Annotated in this window: 16 protein-coding genes; 5 read left to right on the top strand and 11 right to left on the bottom strand. The window is 54.4% G+C overall.

From position 1 onward, the window contains the following. Positions 1-33: 33 nt before the first annotated feature. The 10 genes from ACRRUX_RS13135 to rraA all read right to left on the bottom strand — a co-directional run bounded on the left by ACRRUX_RS13135 (position 34) and on the right by rraA (position 7,852). Positions 34-834 (bottom strand): TatD family hydrolase, encoded by an 801-nt coding sequence (locus ACRRUX_RS13135; protein WP_432531024.1) that lies wholly within the window; start codon positions 832-834, stop codon positions 34-36. Between the two features lie 2 nt (positions 835-836). After that, entirely contained in the window at positions 837-1,346 is a 510-nt protein-coding gene (locus tag ACRRUX_RS13130; RefSeq protein WP_432531022.1) for a hypothetical protein, read from the bottom strand. 47 nt (positions 1,347-1,393) lie between these two features. Further along, positions 1,394-2,143 carry a twin-arginine translocase subunit TatC gene (tatC, locus tag ACRRUX_RS13125; protein WP_432531020.1) on the bottom strand — a complete coding sequence of 250 codons (750 nt, stop codon included), beginning with the start codon at positions 2,141-2,143 and terminating at the stop codon, positions 1,394-1,396. A 3-nt stretch (positions 2,144-2,146) separates the two neighbouring features. Further along, positions 2,147-2,581, bottom strand: a complete 435-nt coding sequence (gene tatB / locus ACRRUX_RS13120) for a Sec-independent protein translocase protein TatB (RefSeq protein WP_432531018.1) — start codon at positions 2,579-2,581, stop codon at positions 2,147-2,149. A 6-nt stretch (positions 2,582-2,587) separates the two neighbouring features. Next, the gene (gene tatA, locus ACRRUX_RS13115) at positions 2,588-2,863 is read right to left on the bottom strand and encodes a Sec-independent protein translocase subunit TatA (RefSeq protein ID WP_432531016.1); all 276 of its coding nucleotides are present in this window, start codon (positions 2,861-2,863) and stop codon (positions 2,588-2,590) included. A gap of 63 nt (positions 2,864-2,926) precedes the next feature. After that, a complete protein-coding gene (gene ubiB / locus ACRRUX_RS13110) occupies positions 2,927-4,576 on the bottom strand; it encodes a ubiquinone biosynthesis regulatory protein kinase UbiB (protein ID WP_432531014.1) in 1,650 nt (549 codons plus the stop codon). Beyond that, on the bottom strand, positions 4,573-5,193 hold the full coding sequence (locus ACRRUX_RS13105; protein WP_432531012.1) for a ubiquinone biosynthesis accessory factor UbiJ: 621 nt from the start codon (positions 5,191-5,193) through the stop codon (positions 4,573-4,575). Before ACRRUX_RS13105 ends, ubiB begins: the two co-directional genes overlap by 4 nt. Continuing rightward, positions 5,193-5,948 carry a bifunctional demethylmenaquinone methyltransferase/2-methoxy-6-polyprenyl-1,4-benzoquinol methylase UbiE gene (gene ubiE, locus ACRRUX_RS13100; RefSeq protein ID WP_432531010.1) on the bottom strand — a complete coding sequence of 252 codons (756 nt, stop codon included), beginning with the start codon at positions 5,946-5,948 and terminating at the stop codon, positions 5,193-5,195. Before ubiE ends, ACRRUX_RS13105 begins: the two co-directional genes overlap by 1 nt. Positions 5,949-6,222: 274 nt before the next feature. Further along, positions 6,223-7,224 carry a formimidoylglutamase gene (locus tag ACRRUX_RS13095; RefSeq protein WP_432531008.1) on the bottom strand — a complete coding sequence of 334 codons (1,002 nt, stop codon included), beginning with the start codon at positions 7,222-7,224 and terminating at the stop codon, positions 6,223-6,225. A 142-nt stretch (positions 7,225-7,366) separates the two neighbouring features. Continuing rightward, the gene (gene rraA, locus ACRRUX_RS13090; protein WP_432531006.1) at positions 7,367-7,852 is read right to left on the bottom strand and encodes a ribonuclease E activity regulator RraA; all 486 of its coding nucleotides are present in this window, start codon (positions 7,850-7,852) and stop codon (positions 7,367-7,369) included. A 276-nt stretch (positions 7,853-8,128) separates the two neighbouring features. Here rraA and ACRRUX_RS13085 point away from each other — a divergent pair, with 276 nt between their 5' ends. The 3 genes from ACRRUX_RS13085 (at position 8,129) to ACRRUX_RS13075 (ending at position 10,210) form a co-directional block, all read left to right on the top strand. Next, the gene (locus ACRRUX_RS13085) at positions 8,129-8,368 is read left to right on the top strand and encodes a YgjV family protein (protein WP_432531004.1); all 240 of its coding nucleotides are present in this window, start codon (positions 8,129-8,131) and stop codon (positions 8,366-8,368) included. Between the two features lie 260 nt (positions 8,369-8,628). After that, complete coding sequence (locus ACRRUX_RS13080) at positions 8,629-9,093, top strand: phosphatase PAP2 family protein (RefSeq protein ID WP_432531089.1); 465 nt, start codon at positions 8,629-8,631, stop codon at positions 9,091-9,093. A gap of 34 nt (positions 9,094-9,127) precedes the next feature. Beyond that, on the top strand, positions 9,128-10,210 hold the full coding sequence (locus ACRRUX_RS13075) for an MJ1255/VC2487 family glycosyltransferase (RefSeq protein WP_432531002.1): 1,083 nt from the start codon (positions 9,128-9,130) through the stop codon (positions 10,208-10,210). A 148-nt stretch (positions 10,211-10,358) separates the two neighbouring features. Here ACRRUX_RS13075 and ACRRUX_RS13070 read toward each other — a convergent pair whose 3' ends face one another. Then, positions 10,359-10,742 (bottom strand): gamma-butyrobetaine hydroxylase-like domain-containing protein, encoded by a 384-nt coding sequence (locus tag ACRRUX_RS13070; protein WP_432531000.1) that lies wholly within the window; start codon positions 10,740-10,742, stop codon positions 10,359-10,361. A 183-nt stretch (positions 10,743-10,925) separates the two neighbouring features. Here ACRRUX_RS13070 and ACRRUX_RS13065 point away from each other — a divergent pair, with 183 nt between their 5' ends. Together ACRRUX_RS13065 and ACRRUX_RS13060 are read left to right on the top strand one after the other, a co-directional pair. Continuing rightward, a complete protein-coding gene (locus tag ACRRUX_RS13065; RefSeq protein WP_432530998.1) occupies positions 10,926-14,153 on the top strand; it encodes a winged helix-turn-helix domain-containing protein in 3,228 nt (1,075 codons plus the stop codon). Between the two features lie 23 nt (positions 14,154-14,176). After that, complete coding sequence (locus tag ACRRUX_RS13060; RefSeq protein WP_432530996.1) at positions 14,177-14,533, top strand: DP-EP family protein; 357 nt, start codon at positions 14,177-14,179, stop codon at positions 14,531-14,533. Positions 14,534-14,630: the final 97 nt, after the last annotated feature.

Raw genomic sequence — 14,630 nt, 5'->3', positions numbered from 1 at the left:
ATGACAGCCATGTCAGCAATCGACTTACTGCTTTCACTCTGCAGCCTCCAGCCGGAAAAAACGACGGCTGTTGGCCAGCGTCTGGCGCGCAAACTGGCTGGCATCCTGACCGCGCAGGGCGGCGATATAGTCTGCAATGTAAGGCAGGTATTTGGGTAGGTTTTTGCTGGATTTGGGTTTTGGGCGCATTGAGCGCGGCAGCAGGTAAGGGCTGTCGGTCTCAATCATGATGCGGTTATCCGGGATAAGCGGCACTATGTCCGCCAACTCCTGACCGCGGCGCTCATCGCAGACCCAGCCGGTGATCCCCAGGTGAATATCCTGCTCAAGATAGGCTTCCAGCGACGCACGGCTACCAGTAAAGCAATGCAGCACTGCATCGATGAGATGCGGGCGGTACTCTTTCAGTATCGCCAGAAAGTCATCGTGGGCATCGCGCTCATGCATCAGTACCGGCATTTGCAGCTCTGCTGCCAGTTTCAGTTGATCGGCAAACGCCTGACGCTGCATGTCTCTGGGGGAAAAATCCCGGTTATAATCCAGTCCGCATTCGCCAACCGCGACGACGCAATCATGCAGGCACAGTTCGCGATTGGTGCCGTAACTGTCTGACTGCCAGGTGCTGGCATGGTGTGGATGTACTCCGGCGGTACTGTACAGCAAGCCTGAAAAACGCTGACAGATTTCAATGGCCTGCCTGCTTTCAGGCAGATCGCTGCCAATCACTATCAAAGGGGAGACGCCGGCAGATTCTGCCTCAGCGATAATGGTATCGATATTGGATTCAAGGGCGCTGCCAATCAGATTGACAGCGATGTCTATGTGGCTGGACATATTTACTTGATACGTTTGACCCGGACACTGCTGTTGCGGTCATCCGCACCCAGCAGGAATGACCCCAGTGCGCCGCGCTCAATGAATACTGTGTCGCCTGCTTTGATTTTAAAGCGGCGGCTTTCGGTTTGCTTCCACTGCTGACCATTGGTGAAGGTCAACAGGAGATAGCCGTAGGCGTCTTTGTCGACATTGGCGACTTCAAAATACAGCTTCTCGATCTCCTGCACCTGCTGTTTGGCTTTGTTTTCATGACCAAATTGCTCTTCGACCGCAACCACAGCTACCGGTGCGGCAGGGCTTGCAGCCTGGACGGCGGGTACAGATGAGGATGTGGCAGTGATAGCTGCCTGTGGAAAATCTTGAGTGATTGTGGCGGCCAGATTGTCATAACAGATAAGTCTATCCAGCTTATCGTTAATGGCGGCACATTGAGTTAATTGGCTTTCCACTGAGGCAACAGCCTGAGTGGAAAGCAAAAGGCAAACAGCGGAAATCCCTGCAAAGCGCATAACAGCATCCTTATTGTTTTATGGCCGCAAGATCCGCCTGGGCCGGATCAGTTGGCGTGTTCTTGTTCGTCGGACTCTTCTTCGCTGTCCTTTTTAGTATAAAAACGGGCAGCAAGCAATCCGCCTTCGAACAAAAGCAGCATAGGCACAGCCAGCATGGTCTGGGAGATCACATCAGGCGGTGTCAGCAGCATACCAACCACAAACGCACCAACGACTATGTAGGGGCGTTTTTCCCGCAGGTCTTCCACTGTGGTGACTCCGGCCCAGCAAAGCAGCACTACAGCAACCGGGATTTCAAACGACAAACCGAAAGCAAAGAACAGCTTGAGAACGAAGCTCAGGTAACTGTTGATGTCTGTCGCAATGTTAACCCCTTCCGGTGCCACGCTGGTAAAGAAGCCAAACACGACCGGGAACACCACAAAGTAAGCGAACGCCATGCCCAGATAAAACAGCAGAGTACTGCTGAATAGCAGCGGCACCACCAGGCGTTTTTCATGTTTGTACAGTCCCGGCGCAATAAAGGCCCAAATCTGATACAGAACATAAGGAATAGCGATGAAAAACGACAGGATAAGCGTCAGCTTAAAAGGGGCGAAGAAGGGCGCTGCCACGTCGGTGGCGATCATGCTGCCGCTTTGGGGCATTACGTCCAGCAGCGGCGTGGCGATGTAGTGGTAGATATCCTGTGCCCAGTAAACCAGACAGATAAATACCAGCATCACAGCCGCGACTGCATGCAGCAGTCGGGTGCGCAGTTCCAGTAAATGTGCGATTAAAGGTTGTTGCGACATCGATTATCCGTTTGCTTGAGGTTTATTGCCTGTAGCGTCAGCATCAGTGCTGGTTTGGCTAACCTGAGCGGATGAAGTGGTGTTCGCGGCCACGGCAGTGGTGTCGGTGGTTTGCTTTTTCTGGCTGTCGAGCATGTCGTCAACCTGATAAGGGCGATTCACCGACTGAGCGGCCTGCTTCAGCTGTTCAATGGACTCCTGCAACTCAGGGGACAGATTCGACAGTCCCTTGGACTCTGCCTGTTTCAGATCACTGTGCAGTTGTTCAATTTTCAGCTCTTGTTCCAACTCATCTTTCACTGAGTTTGCCATGCGTTTCATCGCACGGATCCAACCTGTGATTGAGCGCACTGCCACCGGTAATCTTTCAGGGCCCAGTACCACCAGGCCGATAATACCGATGAGCAGCAGCTCCATAAAGCCGATACCATCGAACATAGAAAATTACGCCTGTTCTTTTTTCTCTTCAGCTTTTTGAGCTGGCTGAGCAGTTTGCGCGGTTTGTGCAGTTTGAGAAGGCTGTTGAGCTGCGGTCTGTGCAGGCTGTTGAGCTGCTTGCTCTTCAATGGCTTTCTTTTCGTCTTCAGAAGACATGGCGTTCTTGAATCCTTTGATAGCACCGCCCAGGTCTCCGCCCAGGGTACGCAGTTTCTTGGTACCGAACAGCAGTACAACGATCAGTGCGATAATCAGAAGTTGCCAAATACTAATGCCACCCATGTGAAGCTATCCTCTTAGATTAAATATCGGTTCTATTATGAACCTTTGATTGTTTAGTGCTAGCTAAAATTTTCGCTTTCGAGGCCTGGCGCGCCATCCCAAAAGCCATACTGCAGCGCCGGTCACAATACAGGCGCACGGAAGCCATAGTGTATCCATCTGACCGAACAATATCGTGCCGCAGATCACCAAAACGGCAGAAGTTATCAGCAGGTAGTTACTTTTATGAGCCTTTTCCTGATAGGCAAGATAACCATTTATTATCTGTTGGTAATTGCCCATTAACTTCTTGCCCAGCTTGAGATTATCGTAAATCAGCTCAGGCAATTCGGGCAGTTTATCAGACCAGTAAGGTGCTTTTGATTGCACTTTTTTGAACATGGCTTTGACACCAACCTGCTGCGCCATCCAGTTTTCCAGAAACGGCTTGGCAGTGGCCCACAAATCCAGCTCAGGATACAGCTGACGGCCAAGGCCCTCGATATACAGCAGGGTCTTTTCCAGCAGTACTAGCTGCGGCTGCACCACTATGTCAAAGCGGCGGGCGGTGCGGAATAACTCCAGCAGCACATGGCCGAAGGAGATTTCGTGCAGTGGCTTGTTGAACATGGGTTCGCATACTGCCTTGATCGCCTGCTCGAAGGCGGGAATATCGGTGTTGGCCGATACCCAGCCGGATTCGACATACAGCTGGGCAATGCGTTTGTAGTCACGGTTGAAGAAGGCCAGGAAGTTCTCCGCCAGATAACGCTGATCTTCCTCCGTCAGGGTGCCCATGATGCCGCAGTCCAGCCCGATGTAATAAGGGTTGTCCGGATGTTCGAAGGACACAAAAATATTGCCCGGATGCATATCGGCGTGGAAGAAGTTATCGCGAAACACCTGAGTGAAGAACAGTTCGACCCCGCGCTCGGCAAGCAACTTGAGGTTGGTGCCCTGAGCCTTGAGGGCGGCGATATCCGATACCGGAATGCCTTCCACTTTCTCCATCACCATCAGCCGCGGATAGCAGAGATCTTCGTACACATAAGGAATATAGATGGCGTCGGAATCGGGGAAATTACCGCGCAGCTTCATGGCGTTGTGGGCTTCGAGCTTGAGATTCAGCTCACCCAGAATGGTGTTTTCATAGTCCTGCACCACTTCCAGTGGCCGGAGCCGATTACCGTCACCCAACAGCCACTCGACCACCCGGGCACTTTGGGTCATCAACTGCAGATCGGCTTTAACCTGAGCTTCGACATTGGGACGCAGCACCTTGAGTACCACAGCCTCGCCGGTTCGCTTGAGGGTCGCAGTGTGCACCTGACTGATGGATGCTGACGCCAGCGGCAGATCGTCAAAGTCATCAAACAGCGCCTCAATGGGCTGTCCCAGCTCTGTTTCTATCGCTTCTCTGGCCAGCGTTGAATCGAACGGCGGCACTCTGTCCTGCAACATGGCCAATTCTTCGGCCCATTCGTCACTCAACAAATCACGGCGGGTCGAGAGCATCTGGCCGAATTTAATGTAAACCGGTCCAAGCTCCTGCATCGCCAGTTTCAGGCGTTCGCCGGAGGGTTTGTCTTTATGTTGATTGCGCAGCCAGAACAGACTGCCTCTAAGAAATTTGTAGTACCAGGGGGTGAGTTTCGCCGGCAGCATTTCATCCAGGCCGTACTGCAGCGCAGTGCGGATTACCTGGTAGCCACGGCGGAAGCTGGCGCCTGTCATGGTGTTACCTTGTCCATCAGTTTTTGTATACGGGATTGCACGTCCCCGACATCCCGGCAAAGATCGTCCAGCTGGTCTTTGAAGTGCAGATATTCCAGTCTTCCCGGCGCGATCCGATACTCTTCAATGGCCAGTTCACTGAGGTGATCCCGGGTGCCCCTGAGTACTTTACTTGCCAGTGTCTGACCGGATTTGAGGGTGGCAAACAGCTTGTGAGTTGGTGCATCGCCAAGATAGCGGGACACGGGCTCCGCCAGATCCAGCGGATTTTGCTGCAGAAACTGGCTGAGTGCCTGCAGAGTGGCCAGATCGCCCTCAAGCTGCAGCTTGTCCTGCTTGATAAGTTCAGTCAGCTGCGCGCCTTCGCCCAGTTTGACCAGTGTTGCTGCATCGGCGCTGACATTGACGCTGACCTCTCCGTCGTGACGACTCTGCACCTGCACCTGACGCCGGGTGAACACCAGCGTCAGCGCAAAAGGCAGCTGTGTCAGCCTGATACGGACAAGTTTGCCGTCCAGTTTTGCCCTGGCATATTCCTGGGGGGCCTGTGCAATCATCTGATTAAGTGCCGACTCAATGGTGGCACACAGCAGCAAAGGCCATTCCCATTGCAGCATCAGAACTTGTATCCCTTGTGCAGCGCGACTACGCCGTCGGTCATATTGGTGTAGTCCACCTGCTCGAAACCGGCATCGATCATCATTTGTTTCAGGGTTTCCTGATCCGGGTGCATGCGGATGGACTCGGCCAGATACTCATAGCTGCCGGCATCCTTGGTGATTATATCGCCCATTTTCGGCAACACCTTGAAGCTGTACAGGTCATACACCTTGCGCATCAGTTCATGCTGAGGCTTGGAAAATTCCAGCACCAGCAGTTTTCCGCCCGGCTTGAGCACGCGCTGCATGGAGCGCAGAGCCTTGTCTTTGTCAGTGACGTTACGCAGGCCAAAGGCAATGGTGATGATATCGAAGTGATTGTCGGGGAAAGGCAGTGCCTCGGCGTTGGCTTGCACATAGTTGACATTGCCGACAATGCCGCGGTCACGCAGTTTAGCGCGGCCAACCTTGAGCATGGAGTCGTTGATGTCAGCCAGCACCACTTCACCTTTATCGCCCACCAGTTGTGAAAACTTGGCGGTCAGATCGCCGGTGCCACCGGCCAGATCCAGCACCTTCATGCCCGGACGGGCAGCAGCGGTTTCAATGGTGAAACGCTTCCAGAGTCTGTGGATACCGAAGGACATCACATCATTCATGATGTCGTACTTGGCGGCAACCGAGTGAAATACGTCGGCAACCAGATCGGCCTTCTGCTCTGTCGCTACGGTTTTATATCCGAAGTGGGTACTGGATTGCTTGTCCTCAGACATTGAATGCTTCCTGTTGTATCGATACTGAAGAGCGAGTTTATGCCAAAGGGGATAGTCCGGGTAACCTTGGCCACTCACTCTGTGATCGAAGTGGTAATTAACTGTCCTGTTATGACAGCATCGCTGTCTTTGGCTGCCTTTTGAGCATGGCGCGTAAATCATGAGCGATAAACCGCGACGGCCATGCGGGCAACGAAAGCCGCATTATAACCAAGAAGGCATAATTAGCGATAAGTAAGATACACAGTTTTCAGACGCTTGCGCAGCATGGCCATCACGGCCGCGCGCTCATATAAGCCAGCAGCAGTTCAGCTATCGCCTGACCCGTCACCCGCCTGCCGGCATCCACTCCGGCCGGGTGTCTGGCCGGTGCAGATTCCGCCAGATGCAGATAATGGCAGGGACACTGACTGGCCATCACAGACACATAGTGGCAGGCATCCAGCAGCGGCACACCGGCAAAGGTGATGGCGCTGGAGGGCAGTTCGCTGATGGCGTCCAGATCCAGCTCCAGCCCTAACGGCAGTGATTGATTGACTGCGCTAATATCATTCAGCGCCTGCTGAAGCGTTATACGGCGGCGCACCCAGATATCCTGAAAGCTGTGCCAGCTGCCGCCGAATGCCTCAAGTTGTGCCAGACTGGCTTCGCTGTTTTTCTGCTCATGCAGCCCAAGCACATGGTAGCGGCTCAAATAGCCCTGATTGGCGGCATAGCTGAAACCATTGCCGCTGTGGCGGCCTTCCAACGGACGAAAATCGCAGTGGGGATCAAGATTCACCGCTGCCACGCCTGCGCCGTGCGATTGTGCCAGCGCCCGCAGCAGACCAAAGGCATTATTGTGGCCTCCGCCGATCACCACAGGCTCCAGTCCGGCATTGAGCAGGGCGGTGATGACCTCGGTGACGGCTTCATCCAGTCTGGCCACACTGTCGCGCAAACTGTCCAGCGATGTTTCTGAGTTGGGCAGGCGAATGTCGCCAACCAGCAGACACTGGCGGCCATCAAAAAAACGATTGGCCTGCAGATTGCCAAAGTACCTGATGGCCGGCGCGAAACTGTCATCGGCGCCGCCCTGGCCTAAATTGGCGCGGGGGCCGATGTCTTCACTGATCCCCAGCAGAGCAAAACGGGCGCCATTGGCTTTGGCCTGTAACAGTGCCTGCGCAGAGAATTGGTCGAGCAACTGCAGATTCTGCCCCAGTTTGGTTTCACCCGGGCGGGTCGATAACAGGGCATTGAGATACGCGGGAGAGCAAAGGGTGAGCAAATCCATTGAGGCCAATCCATGAATAATTCAGTGGCAAGTGGCGCTATTTTCACCTCGCCCGGGTGGGATGACAAGGCATAAAAATACCAAGGGAGCGATGGTGCTCCCTTGATTCACAGCCTGCGGGGCGAGTGATGATTGCCTGAGCTTACTCGATATCCAGCGGCTCAGGTGACAGGATCACGCCGGTATTGTCGGCATACACATGGTCGCCGGGCAGGAAGGTCACGCCGCCAAAGTTAACCGGCACATCCACTTCGCCGATGCCATTGCTGTCAGCGCCCACCGGGATAGAGGCAATGGCCTGAATACCGATATCAAACTCTTCCAGCGCATCCACATCGCGCACACTGCCGTAGACAATGATGCCTTCCCAGTTGTTGTTGACGGCAACTTCCGCCAGGGTAGCATCCAGCAGGGCGCGACGCAGCGAGCCGCCGCCATCGACCAGCAGCACCCGGCCTTCGCCGTCTTCTGCCAGTACATCGGCAATCACGCCATTGTCTTCGAAGCATTTCACGGTGCTGATGGCACCACCGAATGAGCTACAACCACCATAGTTGCTGAACATAGGCTCAACGACGTCAACGACGTCCAGGAACATGTCACAAAGTTCTGAGGTGTTGTATTCCATAAAGCACTCCTGTTTGACGCACCCTGAGAATGGGTATTACCGCAGTATATAAGGGAATCTCGAAAATTAAAGCCTTATCAATCACGCTATTGCCGGTATTTTGTGCGGCAGCTCACTCAATCATTCGAAGCCGGGATTTGTTTTTGTATTTCACTTGGTTACTCCGGGTTTAAAGATAGTCGCAGCAGAATCTGTTCGGGCAAACCGGACTTACGGGGGATTTTTGTTCATCCCTTTGATAGACTGCAGACGAAGCTATCACACACAGGAGGTGTTATGGATACGGTTGAGATTATCGGCTATGCCGCCTCGGTGATGGTGGCGATTTCCCTGATGATGAAAGACATTATCTGGTTGCGCTGGTTGAATTTTAGCGGTTGCACTCTGTTTGTGATTTACGGTGTGGCCATTAGCGCCTGGCCGGTGGCGGGCATGAATGCCTTTGTCGCCTGTATCAATATTTACCATCTGCTCAAGATTTACCGGGCTAAAGCCGCCAGGGCATCCCGGGCCTGAGCATCCGCCGCTCTGTCTGCTCCCTTCTTTGCTGCGGCCAGCCGGCCGCAGCTGTTTTGCTTCTGCCGCTGTCCCGTAACGCATTGGTGCGCTCAATTCACGATTCTGTCGTCTGGCTGTCATCTGCCGTTCATGGTCGAATTTTAGCCTGTGCGGGAATCAATAGAGATGGAGAGGCTTGAGTGCGGCTAACATTTCTGACTCCGGCAAGATTACTCAGCCAGCAGGACAGACGCCTGTTCCTGCTTATCGTCGGCGTGATGATGCGACTGGATTGTCGCAAAACGCTCAGACGCGTATCGGCCACAGCCGATGGTCCGCTTTACGGTATTAGTGCTCTGTTGCTGTTGTTCGCCGACGAGCAGGGCAAAAGTTTCTTCCTGCTGCTGGCGGCTGCCTTTGTTATCGAACTGCCCCTCTACTGGCTGCTGAAAAACAGCATTCGCCGCACTCGTCCCTGCCATCAGGCGCTTGGCGTTAAAGCCGATTTTGAACCTTCCGACAGATTCAGCCTGCCTTCGGGGCACACGGCAGGAGCCTGGGTATTTGCCAGTGCGGTGCTGGCTGTCTATCCAGGCGCTGCCGTGCTGGTGTTTATCTGGGCTTTTCTGGTGGGAGTCGCCCGCATTGGACTTGGAGTTCACTATCCCATGGATGTACTGGCCGGTGCCGCGTTGGGAACTCTGGCGCTGCAACTGGTGCCGGTCACCTTGCTGGCACTTTGAGTGCGGCGACAACCATCAATCAGGGACGAATGACATGAAAATATTGTACGGAGTGCAGGGGACCGGTAATGGCCATTTAAGCCGGGCCCGGGTGATGGCCAAAGCGCTGGCCAGACAAAATGTGTCGGTGGATTATCTGTTTTCCGGCAGATCCCCGGAGCAATTCTTTGATATGCAGCCATTTGCCGATTATCGGGTGATGCGTGGCCTGACTTTTGTGTCGGCGCGGGGGGCCGTCAAACCGCTCAGTACCGTACTGAAAAACCTGGATTGGCGCTGGGCACAGGAGATCCGCACGTTGGATCTGTCTGGTTACGATTTGGTACTCAATGACTTTGAGCCCATCTCCGCGTGGGCAGCGCGCCAGCAAGGGGTTCCTTCAGTTGGTATCAGTCATCAGGCTGCACTGAAATACCCTGTCCCCAAAGTTGCAGACAACTGGATTAACAACGCCCTGCTCAACTATTTTGCGCCGGTGCAGGTGGCACTGGGCTGTCACTGGCATCATTTTGGCTTCCCGATTCTGCCGCCTTTTGTGGAGGTCAGCCCTGTGCATCAGGAGTTTGTACACCATATTCTGGTCTATCTACCATTTGAGTCGCCCCGGGATATTGCCGCCTTGCTGGCTGCCTGCTCTGGCTATTGTTTTAAGGTCTACCATGGGGCGCCGGCGCCTGACGATTTGCCAAGGCACATTCAATGGCATGGGTTCGACAGAGAGGGCTTCAAGGCGCAGCTGGCCAGTTGCGGCGGGGTGATTGCCAACGCCGGTTTCGAGCTGGCCAGTGAAGCGCTGACGCTGGGGAAAAAGTTGCTGGTCAAGCCGGTGCTGGGGCAGTTTGAACAACTGTCGAATGTCGCGGCGCTGGAGCTGCTGGGGGCCGCTGAGACCATGATGACGCTGGATTCAGGCACGCTTGGTCGCTGGCTCAAGCGCCCGGGGCCTGCGCCCATCAATTACCCCGAGGTCGGGGATAAGCTGGTGCAGTGGTTGCTGGCGGGGGACTGGCATAACCCGGCCCCCCTGTGCCGGGAGTTGTGGGCTGGCGTGTCCCTGCCGGACAGCTGGCACTCGCGCCGTGATGGCCTGGCCATCGCCGACTGTGGACTGGCTTAGCCTTTAATGCTGGCTTAGCTTTTAATGCTGGCTTAGCCTTTAACGCTGGCTTCGCCTTTAACGATGGTGCGGACCATTGACTTCAAACTGCGTAGTGCCTTTAGAGGCTGTCAGTATTCGCAGTGCACGGGGCTGATAGGCATCTTGCTCAGCTGTATTTGATATTCATGGCGATAAGCGGCTCGCGGGAGCCTTTTTCTGCGCGCAGACGGGCCAGATATTGCTCCCACAGCTGCGGCTGGTTGCTTGCCAGGTCCCACAATACTTTCCAGGAGTAGAGGCCGGTGTCATGTCCATCATCGAAGATCAGTTTGACCGCATAGTTTCCCACGGGCTCGATCGCCTTGATATTCACCTCTTTCTTGTGGGTCACCAGCACCGGATTGCCGTGTCCGTGGACCTCGGCAGACGGGGAGTGCACCCGCAAAAATTCGCAGCTCAGGCTGTGCTGACTGCCGTCGCTGAAGCTGATCTCCAGCAGGCGGGACTTCTTTTTCAGTTTCAGTGCAGTGACATTGGGATGAGTATTCATAATGCAGTGTGTCCGGGATTGGCTTAATCACAAGCTGAATTCTATTGGCTCGATGGCGATTTGTCGCCTGCTGTGGCCTCAGGCCGTGTCAGATTTTTCAAATTGTTTCACCTGTTGTCTGTTTGGTTAACTTTTGTGATCTGTTGGGGTATAAATAAGCCTTCGACAACAGGAAGATACGGCATGGATGGGGAACAGTTTGAACTGGGAGAGTGGCAGGTTTCGCCTGCAACCAACAGTCTGATGCGCGCCGGGCGCAGCAAATCCATTGAACCCAAGGCCATGCAGGTGCTGCTGTTGCTGAGCCGTCATCCCGGCGAGCTGGTCACAACCCAAACCATTCTCGACAGTGTCTGGCCTGCGCTGGACACCAGCGATAATCCGCTGCACAAAGTCATCAATCAACTGCGCCGGGCATTGGGTGACAGTGCTGCGTCCCCTGAGTATATCGACACCATTCGCGGCAAGGGGTATCGGCTGCTGGCCAGCGTGCAATACCCACAGCTTCCGGTCGCGCCAGCCGCTCCCGGCTGGCAGGAGCAATCCCCCTTTCCCGGTCTGCAGGCCTTCACTGAGCAATACGCTGAGGTATTTTTCGGCCGCGAGCAGGCGCTGGAGGCACTGCTAGAACGCATTGTCCGCCAGGTGCGCTATGGCCGCGCATTTTGTCTGGTACTCGGCCCCAGTGGCTGTGGCAAATCCTCACTGCTGCAAGCCGGTGTACTGCCGGCATTGACCCGGCCTCAGGGTTATCGCGGCGTTGCCATAGTGGATCATGCCACGCTGGATTTTGCCGATGTTGAACCTGGCATGCTGTTTATGGCGGCAGCCAGCGCCATGCTGGACTGGGAGCTGGATGGCGAGTCTGTGTTTGCGGGAGAAAGTGCATTCACCCTGTCGGAGAAGTTGCAGACCAATGCCACAGCCTTGTTACAGGAGCTGAAACGGCGTTTACCACGTACCGGCGTGGATATGCCCAGATTTGCGCTGATCGCTGATCGTCTGGAGGTGCTGCTCAGCGCGGATGCCCACAATCAGGACCGTCGGCAGGCTTTTATCGCGCTGCTGGAGCAGCTGGCTGGCAGCGGGGCGGTGTTGGTGCTCAGCGCCTGTCGCAATGAGTTTTATCCCCAGCTGGTGAGCTTTCCCAGTTTGTCTGAGGGGAGGGCCCGGGGTGCCCAGTTTGATCTGGCATTGCCATCGCGCGCCGAACTGGCCCGGATGATCCGATTGCCGGCCCAGGCCGCTGGTCTGCAGTGGGAGATCTGTCCGCAAACCGGCCTGTCACTCGATGAGCTGCTGGTGGAAGAAGCGGTCAGCTCACCTGATGTGTTGCCCATGTTGCAGTACACGCTGCAAACCCTGTATCTGGGGCGTAAAGACAAGCTGCTGCAGCTAAGCCGATATCGGCAGCTGGGTGGATTGGAAGGTGCCATAGGTCAGGCGGCGGAGGCGACACTGGCAAATTGCAGCTGTGCACAGGTTGCGGCATTGCCTCGGATCCTGTCGCTGCTGGTCAGTCTGCGTGAAGAAGACGATGCCCTGACCAGTCGATCCGGTCGCTTCGATGCGCTTAAAACCCCTGCCGAACATGCGCTGGTGGATGCACTGGTCAATGCCCGTCTGTTCGTTACCCACCTGTATCAGGGAGAGCGGAGTTTCCGTATCGCCCACGAAGCCCTGCTGCGTCGCTGGCACAGAGCCACAGATTGGATAGCGCAGCATCAGCACAGTCTTAAAGTCAAAGCCCGGTTGTCGATTCAGGCAAGGCGCTGGCAGGAAGAGAACCACAGCCGCGCTTATCTGCTGCCTGCCGGAAAACCCCTGCAGGAGGCGCAGGCCCTGCGGGATGACCCGCTGTTTAGCCTCACTGATGACGAGCTGCGTTATATCCGCTTGTCACAGCGCAAACATGCGCTCTGGACCATCAGTAAATGGGGGATTGCCGCCAGCCTGCTGCTGCTGACCAGCCTGTCGGTGCTGATGAGCTGGAAGAGTCAGCAGGCTGAGCTTAAAGCCACCGAGAAGCGCCACGCGGCGGAAAACCTGCTGGGCTTTATGGTGGGGGATTTTGCCGACAAGCTCAGGGGCATTGGCCGTATGGACCTGCTCGATGGCATCAGTAACAAGGCGCTGGAGTATTTCAGCCGCCCGGACTGGGATGAGGGCGTGGGCTTCGACGCCAGATTCCAGCATGGCCAGACGCTGGAGGCGATAGGCGAGGTGGCCTATTCCCGTGGCCAAACCGATGAGGCCAAAGCCGCGCTGCTCACTGCCCGCGAGCAACTGTTGCCATTGCTTGCCCTGCAGCCACAGAACCTGAGCCTGCTTAAAACCCTGGGCGCCAACGCCTTTTGGCTGGGGCAACTGGCGTATGATCAATCGGATTGGGACGCCACCCGACCCTGGTTTGAGGCTTATCTTGAGCACAGCGAGGCCATGGTAGCTGCAGCGCCGCAGGATTTTGATGCGCTGCTGGAGCTCTCCTATGCCCAAAGCTCCTTAGGCTCACTGGCACTCAAGCGCATGGATTTCGACTCAGCCACAATCAATTTTCAGACGGCTTTGGTGACTCAAGAGCGCTTGTTGCAGTTACAACCTGATAATGAGCAGTTGTTGGCCAATACCGCCAACACTCAATCCTGGTTGGCGACGTCCAAAGTGCATCAGGGGCAAATAAGTGCAGGGATACAGCTTTACGAGCAGATTGATGCAGCCCTTGAGCGAGATAAGGACGCCTATATCAAAGATCGCCGCAGTTATCTGCTTGAGAGGCTGGCAGACCTGTATTTTTATAAGAGTGAAGTGCAGAAAGGAAAGTTGGCTTTAAATACAGCTTTTGCACTCCGATACGAGGTACTAAAGGAAGATCCGAACAATTTGTTATGGGTCTATGAACTGGCTGTGCTGGAAGTCACTCGGTTGCTACATGGCTTGATACCCCTTGAAGACCTTAATGCTATCAGTGATATAGAGCGTCGACTCAATATAGATACCACTCAGTTGTCTGCTGCAAGGCAGGACAAGCTTAAAGCATTGCTAAGCTATGCCAAAGCCAAACAATACCTACTCAGTGGTGATGATACTGAGGCATTGGCAGCAAGTCATCTAGCGGTAGATTTGCTGTCCAAGCTGCATGTCGAAACATCGGCTGATACCAGTCTTCTCAGTGACTTATCTGCAGCAAAAATGCTCCTGCTTACCATAGAGCAAAGCCATTTCTCTCAGGTGTCAAAAGCGCTTTGCCTTGAGGTCGAGGCCAGCTTGTCAGCCATGATTGATAAATCAATGGAGCCCAGATTGCTGGCGCCCTATATCAAGGCGCTTGAGTGTTTGGGAGAAGGACAAAAGCTTGAGTCGCTGAAACAGCGACTGGCAAGACAGGGCGAGTTGCCTTTTGTGTATTTATAGTTTCAACAACAAGGAAGAAAAAAATGGCACAAACAGAAATTACCGTAACTGTTACTTTGGATGAGGCTGGCGTTCCACTGTTTACTTATAACCCACCAGGCACTGTAGTGGTAACAGAGGAAAATACTCAGATTATCTACAGCCTGAATGACCAGACAGGTAAAGGCTTAAGCTTTGCCGGTGCCTCATTTGCCAACCCCTTTGATGGCGTGATTGACTCGGTCAGCGTAACGCCAAACATTCTGACATTGCATGACTCCGACCAGGTGAATGGACAAACTGGATTCAGATTGCTGTTTAACATCCAGGGCCAGAGCTTGTTGTTAAACAGCCCGGATCCAGTCGTGATTGATAAAAAAAACCACAGCTTAACGTTCTGATTCGCGGGTGTATATGTGTAGTTGGGTGCCGGTCTTTCCGGCACTTTTATTTAGGGCAAATAGTCATCTTATAAGAGCAAATCGTCATCGATACCAT

The organism is Shewanella sp. GXUN23E (genome assembly GCF_050865035.1).
In the GTDB taxonomy this organism is placed as follows: domain Bacteria; phylum Pseudomonadota; class Gammaproteobacteria; order Enterobacterales; family Shewanellaceae; genus Shewanella.
Note: the sequence above shows the minus strand (reverse complement) of the source record. Positions and strands in the feature narration are given on the sequence as shown.

Excerpts from the sequence above, each read along its gene's own strand:
- ACRRUX_RS13135 (WP_432531024.1), bottom strand. The coding sequence starts at position 834 with ATGTCCAGCCACATAGACATCGCTGTCAATCTGATTGGCAGCGCCCTT.
- ACRRUX_RS13130 (WP_432531022.1), bottom strand. The coding sequence starts at position 1,346 with ATGCGCTTTGCAGGGATTTCCGCTGTTTGCCTTTTGCTTTCCACTCAG.
- tatC (WP_432531020.1), bottom strand. The coding sequence starts at position 2,143 with ATGTCGCAACAACCTTTAATCGCACATTTACTGGAACTGCGCACCCGA.
- tatB (WP_432531018.1), bottom strand. The coding sequence starts at position 2,581 with ATGTTCGATGGTATCGGCTTTATGGAGCTGCTGCTCATCGGTATTATC.
- tatA (WP_432531016.1), bottom strand. The coding sequence starts at position 2,863 with ATGGGTGGCATTAGTATTTGGCAACTTCTGATTATCGCACTGATCGTT.
- ubiB (WP_432531014.1), bottom strand. The coding sequence starts at position 4,576 with ATGACAGGCGCCAGCTTCCGCCGTGGCTACCAGGTAATCCGCACTGCG.
- ACRRUX_RS13105 (WP_432531012.1), bottom strand. The coding sequence starts at position 5,193 with ATGCTGCAATGGGAATGGCCTTTGCTGCTGTGTGCCACCATTGAGTCG.
- ubiE (WP_432531010.1), bottom strand. The coding sequence starts at position 5,948 with ATGTCTGAGGACAAGCAATCCAGTACCCACTTCGGATATAAAACCGTA.
- ACRRUX_RS13095 (WP_432531008.1), bottom strand. The coding sequence starts at position 7,224 with ATGGATTTGCTCACCCTTTGCTCTCCCGCGTATCTCAATGCCCTGTTA.
- rraA (WP_432531006.1), bottom strand. The coding sequence starts at position 7,852 with ATGGAATACAACACCTCAGAACTTTGTGACATGTTCCTGGACGTCGTT.
- ACRRUX_RS13085 (WP_432531004.1), top strand. The coding sequence starts at position 8,129 with ATGGATACGGTTGAGATTATCGGCTATGCCGCCTCGGTGATGGTGGCG.
- ACRRUX_RS13080 (WP_432531089.1), top strand. The coding sequence starts at position 8,629 with ATGATGCGACTGGATTGTCGCAAAACGCTCAGACGCGTATCGGCCACA.
- ACRRUX_RS13075 (WP_432531002.1), top strand. The coding sequence starts at position 9,128 with ATGAAAATATTGTACGGAGTGCAGGGGACCGGTAATGGCCATTTAAGC.
- ACRRUX_RS13070 (WP_432531000.1), bottom strand. The coding sequence starts at position 10,742 with ATGAATACTCATCCCAATGTCACTGCACTGAAACTGAAAAAGAAGTCC.
- ACRRUX_RS13065 (WP_432530998.1), top strand. The coding sequence starts at position 10,926 with ATGGATGGGGAACAGTTTGAACTGGGAGAGTGGCAGGTTTCGCCTGCA.
- ACRRUX_RS13060 (WP_432530996.1), top strand. The coding sequence starts at position 14,177 with ATGGCACAAACAGAAATTACCGTAACTGTTACTTTGGATGAGGCTGGC.